Here is a 19,916-nt window from a genome sequence, read left to right as displayed (position 1 = left end):
ATGAGATTTTGTTCCGGCACGGCGCGCCGGATTCGTGACCGCGCCGCGTTGCCGCGACCGTGGGGGTCCCGGTCGGGCGGTCACTCGCCGAGATCGTCCATGGCCGCCGCACGTCTCGACGTCGGCACCTCCGTGAAATCGGACGCAACCCAGTCGGCCTCCAGCGCCGCGAGCCGGGCGCCGAGCTCCGGCCCCGGTGCCATCCCGGCGGCGATCAGGTCGCGGCCGCCGAGCGGGAATGTCGGCGCCTCGAAATCGCGGGCCTCGGCGACGGCGGCCAGGTCGGGATCGGCACCGGCGACGGCCGCGGCGAGCAGCAGGCCGGCGAAGGTCACCGCATTGCCGTGGCGATAGACCTCGGCGCGGATCATGCGGGCCGTGGGCTCCGGCCCGAGCCGCCGGGACGCGGCGAGGATCGCGGCCGCCTCCTCCGCCTCGCGCCCGGGCAGCCGCAGCCGATCGCGCAGCCGGTCGGCGTCGTCCTCGGTGAAGGCACAGCCGCCGGCGAGGGCGAGCGGCAGCGTGAGCTCCGTCTCCAGCCGGCGGGTGATCCGGCCGAGCGCCGCCAGCGTCGCCGGGCGCGCGACGCCGGCGAGCACGCGGCCGGCGATGCCGCTCTCCTGCATGATCTCCAGCGTCTCGCCGCCGCGAAAGCCGAGCACCAGCTTGCGCATCTCCTGCCCGATCCGCTCGCGCGACAACTGATCGAGCCCATGGCGCGCCGCGATGCAGGCGGCAAGGCCGGCTTCATTGATGTGCAGGGCGCCGAACACGGCGTGGAAGCGGAAGAAGCGCAGGATGCGCAGGTAATCCTCGGCGAGGCGGGCGGCAGGATCGCCGATGAAGCGCACCTGCCGCGCCAGCGCGTCGGGAATGCCGCCGACCGGATCGTAGAGGTCGCCGTCGAGATCGGCGTAGATCGCGTTGACGGTGAAATCGCGCCGCATCGCATCGGCGGCCCAGTCGCGGGTGAAGGCGACGGTGGCGCGGCGGCCGTCGGTGGAGACGTCGGCGCGCAGCGTCGTCACCTCGAAGGCGCGGCCCTCCGCGACCACCGTGACGGTGCCGTGCTCCATGCCGGTCGGGTGGACCGCGAACCCCGCGTCGCGGGCGCGGCGGGTGACGGTCTCGGGCAATGCCGTCGTCGCGAGGTCGACATCAGAGACCGGCCGGCCGACGATGGTGGAGCGCACCGCGCCGCCGACGACCCGAATGCCGTCGCCGCCGACGGCGACCGTGTTGGCGAGCGCCATCAGCCCCGGCCAGGCCAGGAATTCGGCCCCCGCGATCGAAGAGCGTATGGTCTCGCTCATTCCGCGAACACCTGTTCATAGAGGAGGCGGAGGATGCCGGCGGTCACCCCCCAGATCCGCCGCTGTTCATAAGGCATGGCATAATAGCGACGCATCGCGCCGCGAAACTCACGTGATTCCAGCAGATGATTTTCCGGCGCCATCAGGAAGCCGAGCGGCACCGCGAAGACGTCGGCGACTTCGTCCGGATTCGGGGTCAGCGGCGGCGCGGCCTCGACGAGGCCGACCACCGGAACGATCTCGAAGCCGGTGTTGGACACATAAGAGTCGAGACGCCCGAGCGGTTCCACCAGCCGGCGATCGAGGCCGATTTCCTCCTCCGCCTCGCGCAGCGCCGCGTCGAGCGGCCCGTCGTCCTCCGGATCGATCTTGCCGCCGGGAAAGGCGATCTGGCCGGCGTGGCTGCGCAGGTGATCGGTACGCCGGGTCAGCAGCACCGAGGTGCCGGCCGGATCGAGCACCAGCGCGATCAGCACCGCCGCCGGCCGCAGCACGCGCCCCTCGACGAGCGGCGCCAGCGACGGCTCGGTGACGTGGTCGCCGTGCAGGCGCTGCGGAATAGTGCCCCCGGAGAGCGGATGCATCCGCGCCGCGCGCCGGCGCAGGGCATCCGCGGAAAAATCAACGGCCGGCAGGCCGGCGGGTTGCGAGTGGCTCATGCCTTGCCGAGCGCCGCGCCGGCGCCGCTCGGCAGGGCATGGAACACGCCGCCCGACCAGACCCCGGCCCGGCCCGACGCGTCCACCTCGACGAGGCCGGCGAGATCGACGGCGAGTGCCCGGGTCAGCCGCGCCTCCAGCCCGCCGCGCACCGTGAGATAAGGCACGAAGCCGCCGCCGGGCTCTTCCGGAAACCGCAGCGGGCGATCCGCATCCGCCACCGCGATGTCACCGAGGTTGGTGCGGAAGGTCAGCCGGCGCGCCGGCCCCTCGTCTTCGGCGATCATCTCGACGGCGAGGAACGGCACGTCGTCGACCCGGATGGTGAGTTTCTCGGCCGGTGTCACCAGCACGTAGCTGCCGTCCGGCTCGCGCCGCAGCACGGTTGAGAACAGCCTGACCAGCGGCGCGCGGTGGATCGGCGTGCCGAGATAGTGCCAGCCGCCGTCGCGGTCGATGCGGATGTCGATCGCGCCGCAATTCGCGGGATCCCAGCGCTCGACCGGCGGCAGCTTGCCGTGTCCGTCGGCCGCCCGCGACAGCAGCGCGGCGAGCGCCGTGGCGGCGTCATCCGGGAGATTGTCTCGATCCTCGGTACTCATATCCGCTCGCATTCCGGCCCCCCGGCCCCGCTTGACAGCAGCGATATCGTCGCACCCCGCACCGCGCCGACGCGGCGAAACGCCTCGGTCTCTCGCTGCAGCGCGATCACTTCACCGTGTTGCCGGCGGGCCAAAACGCTTGGCCCGCCGTAGATTATCCGAGGGTCGGTCTCAAAGTCGCCAAAAACCGCCCTTCCGATGCAATGAAAGAAACCGGGGACCATGCCGCCCCGCCGATTTGCACCGGGTGCGCCCGGGCAAGGTTGGTGTCAAACTCCGCAGGTGGCGGTCCGATCCTGCTGCATGGCAGCGTCGCGCGAAGGTCGCTGCAGCAAGAGGGCGAAAGGTCCGCCTCTTGCAAGGCGACCGGGCAGGCAGGCCCGGCGAGGTGCAAGCAGCCGGTTGCCCCCGCGACAGCTCGGCGGAGCGCCCCATATGGAGGCCGCGGGCACCCGCCCGGCTCCATCGCCGCACGAGGTGTGTGTGGAAGACATTCTTGCGGCCCTGCCCCGGACGGGCGGGCCGGCCGGTCGGGCGACCGGACTTCGAGGCCGGCACCGGCCGGATGAACTGCCGCCGCCGGCCGGACCCGCGGGCGACGCAACGGATCGGCCGAACCCTGCCGCATCCGGCACGACGAAGAGGAGCCACGACCCAAGATGAGTGCACCCCGCTCGGGCATCGCGCCGGACACCGACAAGATCCTCGCCCAGGCCGAATCCGCCATCGGCCGCATCGTCGCGGCGCGTGAAGCGGTCGCCGAGATCATCTACGGCCAGGAGCAGGTCGTCGAACGCTCGCTCGTCACCGTGCTCGCCGGCGGCCATGGCCTGCTGGTCGGCGTGCCGGGCCTTGCGAAGACCAAGCTGGTCGAGGCGCTCGGCACCGTGCTCGGCCTCTCCGAGCGACGCATCCAGTTCACGCCCGACCTGATGCCCTCCGACATCCTCGGCTCGGAAGTGCTGGAGCAGGCCCCCGACGGCAGCCGCGCCTTCCGCTTCATCCGCGGCCCGATCTTCGCGCAGCTGCTGATGGCTGACGAAATCAACCGCGCCAGCCCGCGCACCCAGTCCGCCCTGCTGCAGGCGATGCAGGAGCGCCACGTCACCGTCGCCGGCCAGCGCTACGACCTGCCCGCGCCGTTCCATGTGCTCGCGACGCAGAACCCGCTCGAGCAGGAAGGCACCTATCCGCTGCCCGAAGCCCAGCTCGACCGCTTCCTGCTGCAGATCGACGTGCATTACCCCGACCGCGAGGCCGAGCGCCGCATCCTCCTCGCAACCACCGGCGTCACCGAGGCGACGCCGCGCAAGGTGTTCGACGCCGCCGAACTGCTCGAGTTGCAGCAGCTCGTCCGCCGCGTGCCGGTCGGCGGCTCGGTGGTCGAGGCGATCCTCGACCTCGTCCGTGCCGCTCGCCCCGGCTCGGCCACCGGCAAGCACGCCAAATCGATCGCCTGGGGCCCCGGCCCGCGCGCCAGCCAGGCCCTGATGCTCACGGTCCGCGCCCGGGCGCTGGCCCAGGGCCGGCTCGCCCCCTCGATCGACGACGTCAAGGCGCTCGCCGAGCCGGTGCTGCAGCACCGCATGGCGCTGACCTTCGCCGCCCGCGCCGACGGCGTCACCATCCGCGACGTGATCCGGGATCTCACGGACGGGATCGGTTGACGCGGATGGCCGAGCGCGCGCCCTCCTCCGCCGTCCGCGAGCCGCCGCTGCTCGATACCGCGATGACGGCCGAGGCGCGCAGCCTCGCCGCGGCGCTGCCCGAACTGCTCGTCGAGGCGCGCCAGGTCGCCAACACCGTCTCGTCGGGCTGGCACGGCCGCCGCCGCGCCGGTTTCGGCGAGGATTTCTGGCAGTTCCGGCCGTTCAACTTCGGCGAGCCGGCGCGCCGCATCGATTGGCGCCGCTCGGCCCGCGACGAACACCTCTACGTCCGCGAGCGCGAGCTCGAGACCGCCCACACCGTCTGGCTCTGGGCCGACCTCTCCCGCTCGATGCGCTTCCGCTCGGCGCGTGGCGGCCCGATGAAGCGCGACCGCGCCGTGGTGCTGCTCGTCGCCATGGCCGAACTGCTCGCCCGCTCCGGCGAGCGTATCGGCCTGCTCGGCCACGGCCGCCCGACGGCGAGCCGCACCGCCGCCGAGCGCCTCGCGATGACGCTCTCCCACCTCGACGAGGAAACGACCCGGCCCGAGATCGCCGGTGTGCGCCGCTTCCACGAGGTGGTGATGTTCGCCGACTTCCTCGACGACCCCGACGCGCTGCACGCCGACCTCGCCCGCCTCGCCGGCGCCGGCGCGCGGGTGCATCTCGTGCAGGTGTTCGACCCGGTCGAGGAGACCTTCCCCTTCGACGGCCGCACCGAATTCGTCGATCCCGAGACCGGCGGGCGGATCACCGCCGGCCGGGCGGAATCCTGGCGCGCCGCCTATCTCGACGTTCTCGCGGCCCACCGCGACCGCCTCCGCCAGGAGGCCGGCCGCCCCGGATGGAGCTTCGCCGTGCACCACACCGACCGCAGCCCGAACGAGGTGCTGCTCGCCCTGCACGCCCGCCTCGCCGAGATGGCACCGCACGCCGGCGTCGCGGGAGGCGAGTCATGATGGGTTTCCCGCTCGCCTTCGCCGCCCCCTGGGTGCTGGTCGGCCTCGTCGCGCTGCCGGCACTGTGGTGGCTGCTGCGCGTGACGCCGCCGCGCCCGAAATCCGTGACTTTCCCGCCGCTTCGCCTGCTGCTCGGCCTCACCGTCGCGGAAGAAACCCCGGCGCGTACGCCGTGGTGGCTGACAGCGCTGCGCCTCGCCCTTGTCGCCTTCCTGATCTTCGCGCTCTCCGGCCCGAGCCTGCGCCCCGACGCCGGGGCGCTCGCCGGCAGCGGCCCGGTCTGGCTCGTCGTCGACAACGGCTGGTCGGCGGCGCCCGACTGGCAGAACCGCGTCGACACCGCCCGCGCCGCCCTCGACGACGCCGCGGCCGACGGCCGCCCCGTCGTCATCGTCGCCACCGCCGAAGGCCCGGCGCAGGATCTCGCCGCCACCACCTCGGCCACGGCGCAGACCCGCCTCGGCGCGCTCGGCCCCCGGGCCTGGTCACCCGACCATGCCGCGCTGCTCGAGCCGCTGCGCACCGCCGCCGATACCGCCGCCCCCGGCGACGTGTTCTGGATCGCCGAACCGCTCGACGACGGCTCGGGCGCCGCCTTCGCCACAGCGCTCGCCGATATCGCGCCGCAGGCGACCGTGACGCTCGCCGGCAACGACGTGCCCGGCCCGACCATGCTCGCCGGCGTCGCGCATGACGGCGAGACGCTGGCCGCGACCCTGCGCCGCCTCGACGTCCGCACCCCCGGCGTCGGCGAGATCGTCGCGCTCGACCGCCGCGGCGCGATCCTCGACGAACGCCCGTTCGAGATCACCGGCAGCGACACCGAACTGTCGGTCCCGATCGACCTGCCGCTGGAACTGCGCAACGAGATCGCCCGCCTCGAGATCGCCGGCGCCGATACCGCCGGCGCCGTGCAATTGCTCGACGACCGCTGGCGCCGTCGCACCGTCGGGCTGATCTCGTCGGTGCCCGGCGACCGGGTGCAGCCGCTGCTGTCGCCGAACTATTTCCTCTCCCGCGCCCTCGGCCCCTTCGCCGACGTGCGCCAGCCGCGCGGCAGCGTGCTCGGCTCCGCCGTCGATGCTTTCGTCGAAGACGGCCTGTCGGCGATCGTCATGGCCGACGTCGGCACCTTCGCCGGCGACACCGCGGCCGCGGTCGACCGCTTCGTCACCGGCGGCGGCGTGCTGATCCGCTTCGCCGGCCCGCGCCTTGCCGCCGGCGAGGATCCGCTCGTGCCGGTGACGCTGCGCCGCGGCGGCCGCACCCTCGGCGGCGCGCTGTCGTGGGGCGAGCCGCAGCCGCTCGCCGCCTTCTCGCCCGACGGGCCGTTCGCCGACATCGCCGTGCCGGACGACGTCGTCGTCGAGCGCCAGGTGCTCGCCGAGCCGAGCGCCGACCTCGACCAGCGCACATGGGCGACGCTCGCCGACGGCACGCCGCTCGTCACCGGCGCCCGCCACGGCGAAGGCTGGCTGGTGCTGTTCCACGTCACCGCCGACACCAGCTGGTCCAACCTGCCGATCTCCGGCGCCTTCGTCGAAATGCTCCGCCGCACGGTGGCGCTCGGCAATGCGTCCGGCGTGCGCACCGATGCGGTGGCGACCGGCGGTGCCCTGCTGCCGCCGCTCTCGGTGCTCGACGGCTTCGGCCGCATGACGACGCCCGGCGCCGACGTGCGCGGCATCCCGCTCGCCGGCGTCGCCGCGGCCACCCCGTCCGCCGCCACCCCGCCCGGCCTTTATGGTGCCGACGACGCCTTCCGCGCCATCAACCTCTTGACCGCCGACGACCGTCCGGTCGCCCTCGACGCCAGCGGCCTTTCGGGTGCCAACCGCGTGGCGCTCGCCGGCAACACCGGCATCGACCTCGCGCCCTGGCTGTTCGGCCTCGCGCTGCTCGCGCTCTTCGCCGACGCCATCGCCGTGCTGGTGCTGCTCGGCGGCATGACCTTGCCCGGCCGACTCGCCGGCCGCGGCACCACCGCGGCGCTGCTGGTGGCGGCGACCGTCGCCTTCGCGGCGGCGGTGTCGGGCGAGGCGCGCGCGCAGGGCATCAGCGCCGAAGACCAGGCGCTGCTCGACGCCGTCAGCCAGACCCGCCTCGCCTACATCGTCACCGGCAATGCCGAGATCGACGAGGCGAGCCGGGCCGGGCTCTCGACGCTGTCGAAGTTCCTCGCGAGCCGCACCGCGCTCGAACCCGGCGAGCCGGTCGGCCTCGACCCCGCGCGCGACGAACTCGCCACCTTCCCGCTGATCTACTGGCCGGTCGACGCCTCCGGCACGGTGCCCTCCGGCGCCGTGATGACCCGGATCGACGGCTTCATGCGCTCCGGCGGCACGGTGCTGTTCGACACGCGCGACCAGCTCTCCGTGCTACCCGGCCGCAACGGCGCCGCGGGGTCCCCGGCGACGGCGCGGCTGCGCGACATGCTCGCCGGCCTCGACATTCCGCCGCTGGAGCCGGTGCCAGAGGATCACGTCCTCACCAAGTCGTTCTACCTGCTCGCCGACTTCCCGGGCCGCTACATCGGCAGCCCGCTGTGGGTCGAAGCCGGCGTGCCCGAGGACGAGGCCGAGACCGGGGAGGAGCGGCCGGTGCGCGGCGGCGACGGCGTCTCGCCGATCCTGATCATCGGCAACGACCTCGCCGGTGCCTGGGCCGCCGACGACAACGGTGGCTTTCTCTACCCGGTGGTGCCGGGCGATCCGCGCCAGCGCGAGTTCGCCTTCCGCGCCGGCGTCAACATCGTGATGTACGCCCTGACGGGGAACTACAAGGCCGACCAGGTCCACATCCCGGCCCTGCTCGAACGCCTCGGCCAGTGACGGCCGCGGTGCCCGGGCCGGGCACGCCGCGGCACGGTGGCCTCGCGGCCATCGCCGCGCCTGAGACAGGACAAGACGGGCGGACGTCGCCCGAAGAGGATCGCTGCCGATGAGCTGGAACGTGGTGTTCGACCCCTACCTGCCCTGGTGGCTGCTCGCGCTCGGCCTCGTGCTCGCCGCGGCGGTGCTCGGCCTCTCCTTCATGCGGCGGGTGCGCGGCACGCTGATCCGCGGCCTCGCCTTCCTCGCGCTCGCCGCCGCCCTCGCGAATCCGTCGCTGGTGCAGGAGGAACGCCGGCCGCTGACCAGCGTCGTTGCCGTCGTCGCCGACCGCAGCGCCTCGCAGACCGTGGAGACACGCGGCGCCGACACCGAGGCGGCCGTCGCCGAGCTCACCGACCGGCTCTCGGGCCTGCGCGGCGTCGAAGTGCGCCGCATCGACACCAGCACCGCCGGCACCGACGGCACCCAGCTGTTCGCCGACATCGGCCGCGGCCTCTCCGACGTGCCGCACGACCGCATCGCCGCCGTGATCGCCGTCACCGACGGCGAGGTGCACGATATCCCCGAACAGGCGAGCCGCCTGCCCTTCTCCGCGCCGTTCCACGCCCTGATCACCGGCCACGAGGGCGAGATCGACCGGCGCATCTCGATCCTGTCCGCGCCGAAGTTCGGCCTCGTCGCCTCCGAGCAGGTGATCCGCTTCCGCGTCGACGAGGACGGCGTCGCCAGCCGCCAGCCGACCGGCGTCGTCGTGCGCCGCGACGGCGAGGAAATCGCCGCGATGCGCGTCGTGCCGGGCACCGAGGTCTCGGTCGCCGTCACCATCGACCACGGCGGCCGCAACATCTACGAGCTCGAGACCGAGCCGCTCGACGGCGAACTCAGCCCGGTCAACAACCGCGCCGTCTCGGTGATCGAGGGCATCCGCGAAAACCTGCGCGTGCTGCTGGTCTCCGGCGAACCCCACGCCGGCGAGCGCACCTGGCGCAACCTGTTGAAGTCCGACGCCTCCGTCGACCTCGTCCACTTCACCATCCTGCGCCCGCCCGAAAAGCAGGACGGCACGCCGATCAACGAGCTGTCGCTGATCGCCTTCCCGACCCGCGAACTGTTCGCGACCAAGATCGACGAGTTCGACCTCATCATCTTCGACCGCTACCAGAGCCGCGGCGTGCTGCCGCTGATCTATTTCGACAACATCGCCCAGTATGTCGCGAAGGGCGGCGCGGTGCTGATCGCCGCCGGCCCGGACTATTCCGGCAACGACAGCCTCTACGATACCCCGCTCTCCGCCGTGCTGCCCGCGCGGCCGACCGGCACCGTGGTCGAGGAACCGTTCCGCGCCGCGATCACCGACATCGGCGCCCGCCATCCGGTGACGCGCGAGTTGCCGGGCTCGGAACAGACGCCCCCCGCCTGGTCGCGCTGGTTCCGCATCGTCGAGGCCGACGCCGAGCGCGGCGAGGCCGTGATGTCCGGCCCCGGCGACCGGCCGCTGCTGCTGCTCGCCCGCGAGGGCGAGGGCCGCGTCGCGACGCTGCTTTCCGACCACGTCTGGCTGTGGGCGCGCGGCTTCGAGGGCGGCGGCCCGCACACGCAGCTGCTGCGCCGTCTCGCGCACTGGCTGATGAAGGAGCCCGATCTCGAGGAAGAAGTGCTGCGCCTCACCACCCGCGGCTCCGACCTCGTCGTCGAGCGGCAGACGCTGGGCGAAGCGGTCGAGCCGGTCACGGTGACGATGCCGACCGGCGAAAGCCGCACACTGGAGCTGCGCGATGCCGGCCCCGGCCTGTTCCGCGCCGAGATGCCGGCGCCCGAGCTCGGCCTCTACGAGGCGAACGACGGCACGCTGAAGGCGCTCACCCACGTCGGCCCGACCGATCCGCGCGAGTTCCGCCTGCTGCGCTCGACCACCGAGCCGCTGGCCGCGATCGCCGCCGGCACCGGCGGCACCGTGCAGCGCCTGAAGGACGCCGCCGACGCCGCGCCGGAGATCCCGCGCATCGTGCCGCAGACCGGCTCGACCCGCTTCGGCGGCGACGGCTGGCTCGGGCTCGACATGAGCGAAGCCTACGAGGTGACGGGCATCTCCCGCATCCGCCTGTTCTCGGGCTTCGTCGGCCTCGCCCTGCTGCTCGGCGTCCTCGGCAGCATGTGGTACCGCGAGGGGCGCTGACGCCCCTCGCCCACGGCGGAAATCACAAGGATCGGAGCGGTCAGGCCGCCGGCGTGCGGTCGGCGCGCACCATGCCGCCGACGCTGGCGAGGGTGCCGGGGACGAGTTCGGCCGCGAGCAGCCGGGCGGGATCGACCGGGCCGGGGAAGCCGAGCTTGCCCGGCGGCACGGTGCGGAAGCCGAACGGCCAGTAGTACGGCAGGTCGCCGACCAGCACGATCAGCCGGTGGCCGTCCTGCCGCGCGAGATCGATCGAGCGCCGCATCAGCGCCTTGCCGATGCCCTGGCTCTTCAACTCCGGCAGCACCGCGAGCGGGCCGAGCAGCAGCGCCGGCGCGGTCTCCCCGATCAGGATCGGCGTCAACCGCACCGAGCCGACCACCTGCCCCTGCCGCTCGGCGACGAGGCTGAGGGCGGCGACGGAGGCGACGCCCTCCCGCAGCCGGAACGCCGTGCGCGCGAAGCGGCCGGGGCCGAAGGTCGCCTCGTGGATCGCCTCGATGGCGGCGGCGTCCGCGGGCGCCTCGCGCCGGAACACGCAGGCGGAGACGGCAGACGGGACGGCGGCGAGCATGGCGAGGCTCGCGGCGCCGGTGGTTTCGATCGGCAGGTCGGAAGATTTCATCATGGCGGCGGATACCGGAATTCGGGGCAGGACGGCCTGCCCGGCCGGTGCGCCGCGGTCAGCGCGGATGGACGCTGGGAAGGCGGCGATCGGTCGGGCACACGGGCGCGCGCGGGCGGATGGCGCGCATCCCGCGTCGTCGTCGCTGTTCGTGGCTGACCCGTGCCGTCACGGCCGATCTCCGCAGCCGGATCGTTTTCCGGCGAACAGGCCCTATCACGAAGCGGGAAGAGCGGGCAAGCACACAGTTTCGGCATGCCGGATGGCGGCCCCGCGGCGCCCGGTGAAGGCGCTTCGCGCGAACAGACCGTCAACCGCTCGGCCAATCCGGCCGGCACGTCCTATATGTCGGGTCAGCAACGGATTGGAGCGCGCATCATGGGTCTTCTGGTTGACGGCGTCTGGCACGACGTCTGGTACGACACCGACAAGAGCGGTGGAAAGTTCGAGCGGCAGGCGTCGCAGTTCCGCAACTTCGTCACCGCCGACGGCGCGCCCGGCCCGACCGGCACCGGCGGCTTTGCCGCCGAAGCCGGCCGCTATCACCTTTACGTCTCGCTCGCCTGCCCCTGGGCGCACCGGACGCTGATCTTCCGCACCCTGAAGGGCCTCGAGGATCTGATCGGCGTCACCGTCGTCGACCCGAAGATGGGCGCCGAGGGCTGGGTGTTCGGCGACGCCGACCGTAGCGGCGATCCCAACGCCGATCTCACCCGGCTCTATGAGGTCTACGTCCGCGCCAACCCGGACGTCTCCAGCCGCGTCACCGTGCCGGTGCTCTGGGACAAGCAGACGAAGACCATCGTCTCGAACGAATCCTCCGAGATCATCCGCATGTTCGACACCGCGTTCGCCGGCCTCACCGGCCGGGCGCCGGAGTTCTACCCCGAGCCGCTGCGCGCCGAGATCGACGCCGTCAACGCCCGCGTCTACGACACCGTCAACAACGGCGTCTACAAGGCCGGCTTCGCGACCAAGCAGGCCGCCTACGAGGAGGCGGTGACGGCGCTGTTCGAAAGCCTCGACTGGCTGGAGGAGCGGCTGAGCCGCCGGCGCTGGCTGGTCGGCGACCAGCCGACCGAGGCCGACTGGCGCCTGTTCACGACGCTGGTGCGCTTCGACCCGGTCTACGTCGGGCACTTCAAGTGCAACCTCCGCCGCATCGCCGACTATCCGGCGCTGTCGGGCTACCTGCGCGAGCTCTACCAGACCCCCGGCGTCGCCGGCACGGTCGACCTCGGCCACATCAAAACGCACTACTACTGGAGCCACACCACCATCAACCCGACCCGGATCATCCCGAAGGGCCCGCTGCTCGACCTCGACGCCCCGCACGGCCGCGAGCACCTCGGCGCCTGATCACGGGCGTCGTGCAGCACCGGCCGCCGCTACCAGACCTCGTCCGGCGGCGCGCCGGCCGCCCAGGCGTCCAGCCGGCGGCGGGTCGCATCGCTGAGGTCGTCCGGCAGCGCGGCGAGCGGAAAGAAGCGGGCATCGCGGATTTCCGCGCCGGGGCGGAACGGCACGGCCCGCCGCCAGCCGCCGGCCGCGACCTCGAACAACGCAACGTGATCGCGCCCGGCCATGCGCGGATTGAAGAAGAGGCCGAGGAAGCGCGGCGTCGCCGTCAGCGCCACGCCGGTCTCTTCCAATACCTCGCGCGCCAGCGCCGCCGCCGCCGTCTCGCCGGGGTCAACGCCGCCGCCGGGCAGGTACCAGCCGGTGAGGTAGGAGTGGCGCACGAGCAGCACCGTCGCCGCACCGCCATCGTCCCCGACGACGATGCCGCGGACGCCGAGTGTGGTGCCCCGCCAGAGCCGGACCACGGCAGACCGGGCCGAGAAAATCAGCGCCCGCAGGCGCCCGGATTCGGACATGCTCAAGAATTGCCCATCATTGCAGCAGACTCACCGGTGATTGCGAAGGATTCGTGAAGAATGCCATGCGACGCCTGCATGGCTGCCCATGTTGGGCGCAGATGGCATAGAAACTGTGCAATCGCTATATAAGCGAGGCCTAGACGGACACGACGCGCTGTCGGCATCCCACCACCAACCATTCGTGATCATCATGCTCTCCCTGTTTCGCCGCCTCTCCATCGCCCGCGCCGAGCGGTACTACTGGAAGCCGGCCGTCGACATGACCAACCCGCGCGTCATCGCCTCGCTGTTGTCGATGTACAACCGCTGAGCCGCGCGGGGCCGCCGCGCCGCGCACCGCTTCGGTGCCGCCCGGCTTCCCCATCGCAAGTCACTTGCCGGATGAACCCGGGTCGGCGCAGCCGGCCCGGGTTCTCCGCATTTCGGGCCGGATTTCCGGCGCCGTCCCCGACCTCGGCGCACGGCGACCGGCGGTCCTCACGCCATTGCGGCTTTACCCCCGCGCCGGGCTGGGCTATGGCGGCTTATGTTCCGCCTCGCGCATCTCTCAGACCCGCACATCGGGCCGCTGCCCTCCCCCACCTGGCGCGAACTCGCGTCGAAGCGGGTGGTGGGCTACATCAACTGGCGCCGCGGCCGCGGCAAGCTGATGCGCGGCGATCTTCTCGCCGGCCTCGTCGCCGACGTGCTGGCGGCGGAGCCCGACCACGTCGCCGTCACCGGCGACCTCGTCAACATCGCCCTGAAAGCCGAACTGATCCCGGCCCGCGCGTTCCTCGACACCATCGGCGACGGCGAATACGTCTCGGTCGTGCCCGGCAATCATGACGCCTACGTCCCCGGCGCGCTCGCCCGCGCCAACGACGCCTGGAAGCCGTTCATGCTCGGCGACGGCCACCACGAGGTCGCCTGGCCCTACATCCGCCGCCGCGGCGGCATCGCCCTCGTCGGCATGTCGAGCGCCCGCGCCAGCGCGCCGTTCCTCGCCACCGGCTACGTCTCGGCGCAGCAGGAGCGCCTGCTCACCGACCGGCTGATCGCGCTCGGCCACGAGGGCCTGTTCCGCGTCGTGATGATCCACCACCCGCCGTTTCCGGACGCGACCGGCTGGGCGAAGCGCCTCGTCGGCGCCTCGCGCGTGCGCCGCGCCCTGCGCAACGCCGGCGCCGAGCTGGTGCTGCACGGCCACACCCACCTCGCCACCCGCACCACCCTGCCCGGCCGCGACGGCCCGATCCCGGTGATCGGCGTCTCGGCCGCGAGCCAGCGCCCGGGCGGCCGCAAGCCCCCGGCCGGCTACAACATCTTCGACATCGGCAGCCCGGTCGACGGCGTCTGGCACATCACCCACACCGAGCACCGCCTGACCCCCGACGGCACCGGCTTCGTCGAATACGAGCGCCGCGAACTCACCGTCGGCCACGCCCCGACAAGGCATGTGGGTGGCGCGGCGGTCGCGCGGGTCGAGTAGGGGAAAAGTCTATAGCTGGTGCGGGTTTAGCGGTCCAACGCCGCCAAGCAAACCCGTCCCCGCCCTCATCCTGAGGAGGCCCGCAGGGCCGTCTCGAAGGACGAGGCCGGCCCCTCTGTTCCATCGGACGCCCGGCCGGCAGATCGCACCGCCGGGGCCGCCTCGCCCTTCGAGACGCATCGCTGCGCGATGCTCCTCAGGATGAGGCGGACAGACGCTCTTAGGTGCGGAACACCAGGCAATCTGGTACCGCGGCAGGCCTGCAAGTCAGTTAGCCCACCCGACTCGAGCGGGACCTCGCGTCAGACCCCCGGCAGCCTGAACCACGCATAGGCCACCAGCCCGCCGACGCCGGCGGCGATGCCGAAGAGGAAGGCGGCGGCGATTGCGCCCCAGTTGCGGCGCGGGGCGGGGGCCGGCGCGGCGGCGGGCTGCGCCGCCTGGCGCATGCGCTCCTGCATCCAGTCGTTCTCGAGCGCCCGCTCGCGCTCCACCACACGCTCGGCGACGTAGTCGGTCACCGCGTCGGCGATCTCGCCGACGTCGGTCGATTCGCGAATCACCGTGCGGCCGAGCCGGGTGTCCTTCAGGAAGCGGTAGGTGCGGCGGTCACGGGCGATGACGACGTGCGAGGTCGCGTCGACCCAGAAGCGCGGCGGCATGCCGGGCAGCACCTGGAACAGGAAGTAGCCGTCCTCGGCGGGCAGTTCGGCGAACACGCCGTCGAGTTCCTCGGCGAGCAGACCGAGCCGGGCCTTCTCCGACTCGTAGAGGTCGGAAAAGGCGTCGACGCGCTCGGCCTCGGCGATCCGGACCTTGCGCACGGCGTCCGACAGGCGGCGCACCTTGGGCAGGTCGGCCTCGGTCTCTTTCAAACGGTCGCTCATCCGCGGACTCCGGTTCACCGCGGCGGACGCAAGACGATTGCGCCCGCGGGTCCGAGACGGCTGCTCGTGACGGAACGGTTTCACGGAATGTTAACCGTGACGGCCCGGAAAAAGAAGGGCCAAGCCATTCGGCGCGTCGAAACCCGTGGAAATCGCGACGGCGTCAGATTTCCACCCAGGCGCCGGTTTCGGCCGAGCGGAAGATCGCGTCGAGCAGGCGCATCTGCAGCACGGCGTCGGCGACGCCGTAGGGCAGCGGCGCCACGCCGCGCACCGCCTTGGCGAAGAGTTCGCCCTCCAACCCGTACATGTCGCAGGCCGGCACCACCGTCGTCTCGGCCGAGGCGTCGCCGAGCGCGGCGCCGGCATCGAAGCGCACCAGGGTCTCGCCGCCGAGCGGTGCGTTGAACGGGATCACCACCTCGGCCCGTCCCTCGGTGCCGCAGATGGTGGCGCGCTGGTGCACCACGCACTGGGTCGAGACCGTGAAGGTCGCGTGGATGCCGTCGCCGTAGTCGACCAGCACGCTGCTGGTGCGGTCGGTGCCGAAGGCGGGATCGCGGTCAATGACGGCGACCAGGCGGCGCGGGTCGCGCCCCAGCACGAAGCGGCTGGTGACGAGCGGATAGACGCCGATGTCGAGCGCGGCGCCGCCGCCGGTTTCCAGCCGGTTGCGGATGTTGGCGGGGTCGGTGTTCATGTAGGAGAACCACGACTGGTAGCCGATTGGCCGCCCGAGCCGCCCGCCCTGCACCCAGTCGCGCACCAGCGCCCACTGCGGGTGCTGGCGCACCATGTAGCCCTCCATGAACAGGATGCCCTCGGGGATCGCCTCGAGGCGCCGGGCGTCGGCCGCCGTCAGGCCGGCGGGCTTTTCGAGCAGCACGTGCTTGCCGGCGGCGGCCGCCGCGAGCGCGACGTCGACGTGGGCGTCGTTGGGCACCGGGATGTAGACGGCCTCGATCGCCGGGTCGGCGAGCAGCGCTTCCGTCGAGCCATAAGCGTTCGGGATGCCGAGTTCGTCCGCGACGCTGCGCGCCAGTGCCGCGTCGCGCGACGAGATGCCGTGCACCGACACCCAGGGCGTGGTGCGGAATCCGGGGATCACCTTCTCCCGGCCGATCTTCGCGGTGCTGATCACGCCGAAGCGCACGGGATCGGAGACGGTCTCGGCCATGGTGTTTCCCCCTTGTCGTCTTGTCGCCCCGCGCCGCGGGGTCGTTTGCGTGATGCCGAGGCTCAGACCCAGCCGCCGTCGACAATGAAAGTCTGCGCGGTGCAGGCGGACGCCTGCGCCGAGGCGAGGAACAGCACCATGCGCGCCACGTCATCGGGCACGAGGCGGCGCTTCAGCGCCTGCTGCTCGATCATCTCGCGCTCGCCTTCGGGATCGGTCCAGAGCCGCAGCTGGCGCTCGGTGGCGATGCCGCCAGGCGCCACCGCGTTGACGCGGATGTTGCTCGGGCCGAACTCGCGCGCCAGCGACTTGGTCATGCCCTCCACCGCCGCCTTGCAGGTGGTGTAGATCGCGAGATCGACGAGGCCGAGGCGCCAGGCGATCGAGCCGAGGTTGACGATCGCCCCGCCCCCCGCCGCCGCCATCATCGGCGCCACGGCCTGGGCGGCGAAGAACTGGTGTTTGAGGTTCACCGCGATGCCGGCGTCGAAACGCTCCGGCGTCACCTCGGCCAGCGCATGGCGGTCGTCGTTGGCCGCGTTGTTGACGAGCACGGTGATCGGCCCGAGCGCTCGCGCGGCGTCGTCGACCGCGGTGCGAAGGGCCTCTATGTCGGTGAGGTCGCAGTGAAAGTAACGCACCTCGGCCCCGGTCTCGGCGAGTTCGCCGGCGAGCTTCACCGCCGGTTCGTCGGCGATGTCGAGGAAGGCGACCCGCGCGCCCTGCCCGGCGAAGCGCCGCACGACCGCTTCGCCGATCCCCGACCCGCCGCCGCTGACGAGCACGGTGCGCCCCTCGAGGCAGCGATAGACGACGTCGTCGGGCGGCGATTCGGCCATGATGGATCCTCGTGGGGCCGGTGATCGAGCGGCGGCGCCCGGAGCCGGCCACGCCGGGGCTCTCGGCCAACCGGCGGGCGCTCTGAACGTTCCAGTCCCTGATGCCGGGCGCCCTGATGCCGGGCGCAAAGGGTGGTGCGGCGGGACGCCGCGGGGCTCCGAGTCATGGCCGAAAATCCCGCCCGCCGCAACGCCGTGCGCCGCGCGAGACGCGCCTCGGGGCTCAGCCCTTGAGGCGCAGCGGCAGGCCGGCGGCGATGAACAGCACCGTCTCGGCCCGCGCCGCGAGGCGCTGGTTGAGCCGCCCGGCCTCGTCGCGAAACCGCCGCGCCATGGCGTTGTCGGGCACGATGCCGAGGCCGACCTCGTTGGCGACCAGCACCACCGGCACCTCCACCGCATCGAGAGCGTCGCCGAAGTCCGCGACGGCGGCGGCGATGTCGCGCTCGTGCACCATCAGGTTGGTGATCCAGAGGGTGAGGCAGTCGACCAGCACCGGCGCCCCGCGCGCCGCCGCGCGCCGCAGCGTCTCGCCGAGGTCGAGCGTCGTCTCGAAGGTCTCGAACTGGCCGTCCCGGTCCGCCCGGTGCCGCGCGATCCGCTCCGCCATCTCGGCATCGAGCGCCTCGGCGGTCGCGACATAAGCCGGCAGCACCCCCGCCACGGCAGCACCGCGCGCCAAAGCCTCGGCATGCGCCGACTTGCCCGAGCGGGCACCACCGAGAACGAGGGTCAGGCGGGCGGGCATCGAGAGCCTTTTTTCAATGGAACCGGTCGGGGGCGGCGCCGACCAATCGTGTTCAGGGTCGATCGATATAAAATCCGATGTCGGAATTCTTCCTGTCGAAATGAAAACGGCCAGCACCCCTGGGGTTCATCGAGAAATCGTACGGCGGCTCCACCAACGACATCGCCAGGAATATTTCAGACATCATCTTCATGGCCCTGGCGCTCCCCTGAAAGACGACAAACTTGTCGCCGTCATCGCCTTCGATCAGCTTGACCGTGAGGCGAACTCTTTTTTCTTCGGCGTATTTTCTCATCACATCGTCAGGGCTCATCGACTGCCTCGCTTTGCAGGGCTTGGGTTCAGGTTGAGAAAGGGCGCTTTGACGAGCCTGATATCCCCACCTCACCCCGCCTTCGGGCTGAGCGTATAGCCGTCGCGGGCGATCGTCACCGTGATCGTCGCGCCCTCGTCGGGGCGGCCGGTGGCGGCGATGCGCCAGCCGTGGCGCTCGCAGACCGCGCGGCAGATCGCAAGGCCGATGCCGGTGCCGGGATACTGGCTGCGGGTGTGCAGTCGGGTGAAGGGCTCGAAGATCTTTTGCGCGTGCTCGTTCTTGAAGCCGATGCCGTTGTCCTCGATCGAGATCGTCAGCTTCCGGCGCGGGTCGATCGTCGTACGGATCGTGATCACCGGCAGCCGGCCGGGCGCAGCGTATTTGAGCGCATTGGAGAGCAGGTTCTGAAGCAGCTGGCCGAACTGCAGCCGGTCGCCGCGCAGCACGACGGCCGGTCCCTCGACGAGCAGCGTGGCGCCGCTCTCCTCGATGCGGGTGGAAAGCACCTGCCGCGCGTCGGCCAGCGCCTGGTCGAACGGAATTTCGGCCGGCACGATCGCCTTGTTGGCGGCGCGCGAGTAGGCGAGCAGATCGGACACCAGCGCCCGCGCCCGCACGGCGCCGTCGCGGATCACGGCGGAGGCGTAGCGGACGTCGTCCTCGCGGCCGTTCTGCAGCCCTTCCAGCATCATGTCGGAATAGAGCACGATCTTGCGCAGCGGCTCCTGCAGGTCGTGCGAGGCGATGTAGGCGAATTGCTCGAGCGATTCGTTGGCGCGCATCATGTCGCGCGCCCGGGTCTCGAGCTCGCGCAGGGCGCGGTTGCGCTCGGTCATGTCGACGGCGACCACGAGGACGCGCCGCTCGCCGGCGGCGCCGTCGTCGAGCAGCACCGCCGAGACCTCGCATTCGAAGGTCGAGCCGTCACGCCGCACGAAGCTCACCGGCAACCGCTCCAGCGCGCCGGACGCCATGAAGCCGGACCAGTCGCGGCGACGGGCGAACTGCTTCGATTCGGTGGACAGATGCGTGTAGATCGAGCGGCCGAGCACCTCCTCGCGCGCATGCCCCATGCTGTCGACCCAGGCGTCGTTGACGTCGAGCAGAACGCCGTTGACGTCGGTGGAGGCCATCATCACCGGCGTCCGGCGATAGGTCTCGGCGATCCGCGCCTCGCGGTCGGCAATCAGGGCATTGGCGCGGACGAGGTCGGCCGTCCGCGCCCGGACCCGCGCCTCGAGCTCATCCCGGGCGGCGGCGAGTTCGGCGTTGATGCGGGTGTTGTCGCGAATGCGGTGTTCGAGTTCGTCGTTGACCCGGCGCAGCTGCGCCGGCGTCGGCAGCGCGATCGCCTGGGGCATGATCGGCCAGATCGCATAGGCGGTCGCCGCCGAGACGATGGCGGTGGTGACCTTCACCACCCCCTGGATACCGTAGGCCGGATACCACAGCGTCACCATGCCGACGATATGGGTGAGGCCGCAGAACACGATGAACAGGGCGAACAGCCCGAACACCCAGCCGTATTCGAGCTTCTGCTTGGCGCGCAGGAAGTAGATGATGCCGATGGGAATCGTGAAGTAGGCCAGCGCGATCACCAGATCCGACACGGCGTGCATCGCGATGAGGTTGGGTTCCCACAGCAGGCAGTAGCCGTGCGGCGCGAACGCCACCGAGCCGAATAGCCATTCAGAGATCGATGTCACCGTGGCCTCCCCCGCCGCCCGACCCGCGTCGCCCCGACGCGCGTCATGGTGAATCAATCATATAGAGCGTTGTGG

The 19,916-nt window shown here is 71.6% G+C and carries 17 protein-coding genes; 6 read left to right on the top strand and 11 right to left on the bottom strand.

What is annotated here, in order from left to right:
• Window positions 1–80 precede the first annotated feature (80 nt).
• The 3 genes from I5731_RS02405 to I5731_RS02395 are packed head-to-tail and all read right to left on the bottom strand — an operon-like array spanning window position 81 to window position 2,574.
• Window positions 81–1,313 carry a CCA tRNA nucleotidyltransferase gene (locus I5731_RS02405; protein ID WP_197309766.1) on the bottom strand — a complete coding sequence of 411 codons (1,233 nt, stop codon included), beginning with the start codon at window positions 1,311–1,313 and terminating at the stop codon, window positions 81–83.
• Entirely contained in the window at window positions 1,310–1,972 is a 663-nt protein-coding gene (locus tag I5731_RS02400) for a CoA pyrophosphatase (RefSeq protein WP_197309765.1), read from the bottom strand. The genes I5731_RS02405 and I5731_RS02400 overlap by 4 nt, the downstream gene beginning before the upstream one ends.
• Entirely contained in the window at window positions 1,969–2,574 is a 606-nt protein-coding gene (locus tag I5731_RS02395; protein WP_197309764.1) for a DUF1285 domain-containing protein, read from the bottom strand. Before I5731_RS02395 ends, I5731_RS02400 begins: the two co-directional genes overlap by 4 nt.
• A 659-nt stretch (window positions 2,575–3,233) precedes the next feature.
• Between I5731_RS02395 and I5731_RS02390 the strand changes: the two genes are divergently transcribed.
• The 4 genes from I5731_RS02390 (at window position 3,234) to I5731_RS02375 (ending at window position 10,192) form a co-directional block, all read left to right on the top strand.
• A complete protein-coding gene (locus I5731_RS02390; protein WP_197309763.1) occupies window positions 3,234–4,241 on the top strand; it encodes an AAA family ATPase in 1,008 nt (335 codons plus the stop codon).
• A 5-nt stretch (window positions 4,242–4,246) separates the two neighbouring features.
• Window positions 4,247–5,182, top strand: coding sequence for a DUF58 domain-containing protein (locus tag I5731_RS02385; RefSeq protein ID WP_197309762.1), 936 nt, complete (start codon window positions 4,247–4,249; stop codon window positions 5,180–5,182).
• Window positions 5,179–8,013 (top strand): DUF4159 domain-containing protein, encoded by a 2,835-nt coding sequence (locus I5731_RS02380; RefSeq protein ID WP_197309761.1) that lies wholly within the window; start codon window positions 5,179–5,181, stop codon window positions 8,011–8,013. Before I5731_RS02385 ends, I5731_RS02380 begins: the two co-directional genes overlap by 4 nt.
• A gap of 109 nt (window positions 8,014–8,122) precedes the next feature.
• Window positions 8,123–10,192, top strand: a complete 2,070-nt coding sequence (locus I5731_RS02375) for a hypothetical protein (RefSeq protein ID WP_197309760.1) — start codon at window positions 8,123–8,125, stop codon at window positions 10,190–10,192.
• 40 nt (window positions 10,193–10,232) lie between these two features.
• On the opposite strand, the gene I5731_RS02370 is transcribed toward I5731_RS02375, so the two are convergent.
• The gene (locus I5731_RS02370) at window positions 10,233–10,817 is read right to left on the bottom strand and encodes a GNAT family N-acetyltransferase (RefSeq protein WP_407941813.1); all 585 of its coding nucleotides are present in this window, start codon (window positions 10,815–10,817) and stop codon (window positions 10,233–10,235) included.
• Window positions 10,818–11,195: 378 nt separating this feature from the next.
• On the opposite strand from I5731_RS02370, the gene I5731_RS02365 reads away from it, so the two are divergent.
• Window positions 11,196–12,176, top strand: coding sequence for a glutathione S-transferase family protein (locus I5731_RS02365; protein WP_197309759.1), 981 nt, complete (start codon window positions 11,196–11,198; stop codon window positions 12,174–12,176).
• A 29-nt stretch (window positions 12,177–12,205) separates the two neighbouring features.
• Here I5731_RS02365 and I5731_RS02360 read toward each other — a convergent pair whose 3' ends face one another.
• Window positions 12,206–12,694 carry an NUDIX domain-containing protein gene (locus tag I5731_RS02360; RefSeq protein ID WP_197309758.1) on the bottom strand — a complete coding sequence of 163 codons (489 nt, stop codon included), beginning with the start codon at window positions 12,692–12,694 and terminating at the stop codon, window positions 12,206–12,208.
• A 529-nt stretch (window positions 12,695–13,223) separates the two neighbouring features.
• Between I5731_RS02360 and I5731_RS02355 the strand changes: the two genes are divergently transcribed.
• On the top strand, window positions 13,224–14,168 hold the full coding sequence (locus I5731_RS02355; RefSeq protein ID WP_197309757.1) for a metallophosphoesterase family protein: 945 nt from the start codon (window positions 13,224–13,226) through the stop codon (window positions 14,166–14,168).
• Window positions 14,169–14,470: 302 nt separating this feature from the next.
• On the opposite strand, the gene I5731_RS02350 is transcribed toward I5731_RS02355, so the two are convergent.
• The 6 genes from I5731_RS02350 to I5731_RS02325 all read right to left on the bottom strand — a co-directional run bounded on the left by I5731_RS02350 (window position 14,471) and on the right by I5731_RS02325 (window position 19,841).
• Window positions 14,471–15,055 (bottom strand): hypothetical protein, encoded by a 585-nt coding sequence (locus tag I5731_RS02350; RefSeq protein WP_197309756.1) that lies wholly within the window; start codon window positions 15,053–15,055, stop codon window positions 14,471–14,473.
• Between the two features lie 163 nt (window positions 15,056–15,218).
• The gene (locus I5731_RS02345; protein ID WP_197309755.1) at window positions 15,219–16,232 is read right to left on the bottom strand and encodes a Gfo/Idh/MocA family protein; all 1,014 of its coding nucleotides are present in this window, start codon (window positions 16,230–16,232) and stop codon (window positions 15,219–15,221) included.
• 62 nt (window positions 16,233–16,294) lie between these two features.
• The gene (locus tag I5731_RS02340) at window positions 16,295–17,071 is read right to left on the bottom strand and encodes an SDR family NAD(P)-dependent oxidoreductase (RefSeq protein ID WP_197309754.1); all 777 of its coding nucleotides are present in this window, start codon (window positions 17,069–17,071) and stop codon (window positions 16,295–16,297) included.
• Between the two features lie 223 nt (window positions 17,072–17,294).
• Complete coding sequence (gene cobU / locus I5731_RS02335) at window positions 17,295–17,819, bottom strand: bifunctional adenosylcobinamide kinase/adenosylcobinamide-phosphate guanylyltransferase (RefSeq protein WP_197309753.1); 525 nt, start codon at window positions 17,817–17,819, stop codon at window positions 17,295–17,297.
• A gap of 52 nt (window positions 17,820–17,871) precedes the next feature.
• Window positions 17,872–18,132 (bottom strand): hypothetical protein, encoded by a 261-nt coding sequence (locus I5731_RS02330; RefSeq protein ID WP_197309752.1) that lies wholly within the window; start codon window positions 18,130–18,132, stop codon window positions 17,872–17,874.
• Between the two features lie 71 nt (window positions 18,133–18,203).
• Window positions 18,204–19,841 (bottom strand): sensor histidine kinase, encoded by a 1,638-nt coding sequence (locus tag I5731_RS02325; protein ID WP_197309751.1) that lies wholly within the window; start codon window positions 19,839–19,841, stop codon window positions 18,204–18,206.
• Window positions 19,842–19,916: the final 75 nt, after the last annotated feature.

This window comes from Methylobrevis albus (assembly GCF_015904235.1).
GTDB lineage: Bacteria > Pseudomonadota > Alphaproteobacteria > Rhizobiales > Pleomorphomonadaceae > Methylobrevis_A > Methylobrevis_A albus.
The sequence above is the reverse complement of the archived record's forward strand: the minus strand, read 5'-3'. Positions and strand labels throughout refer to the sequence as shown.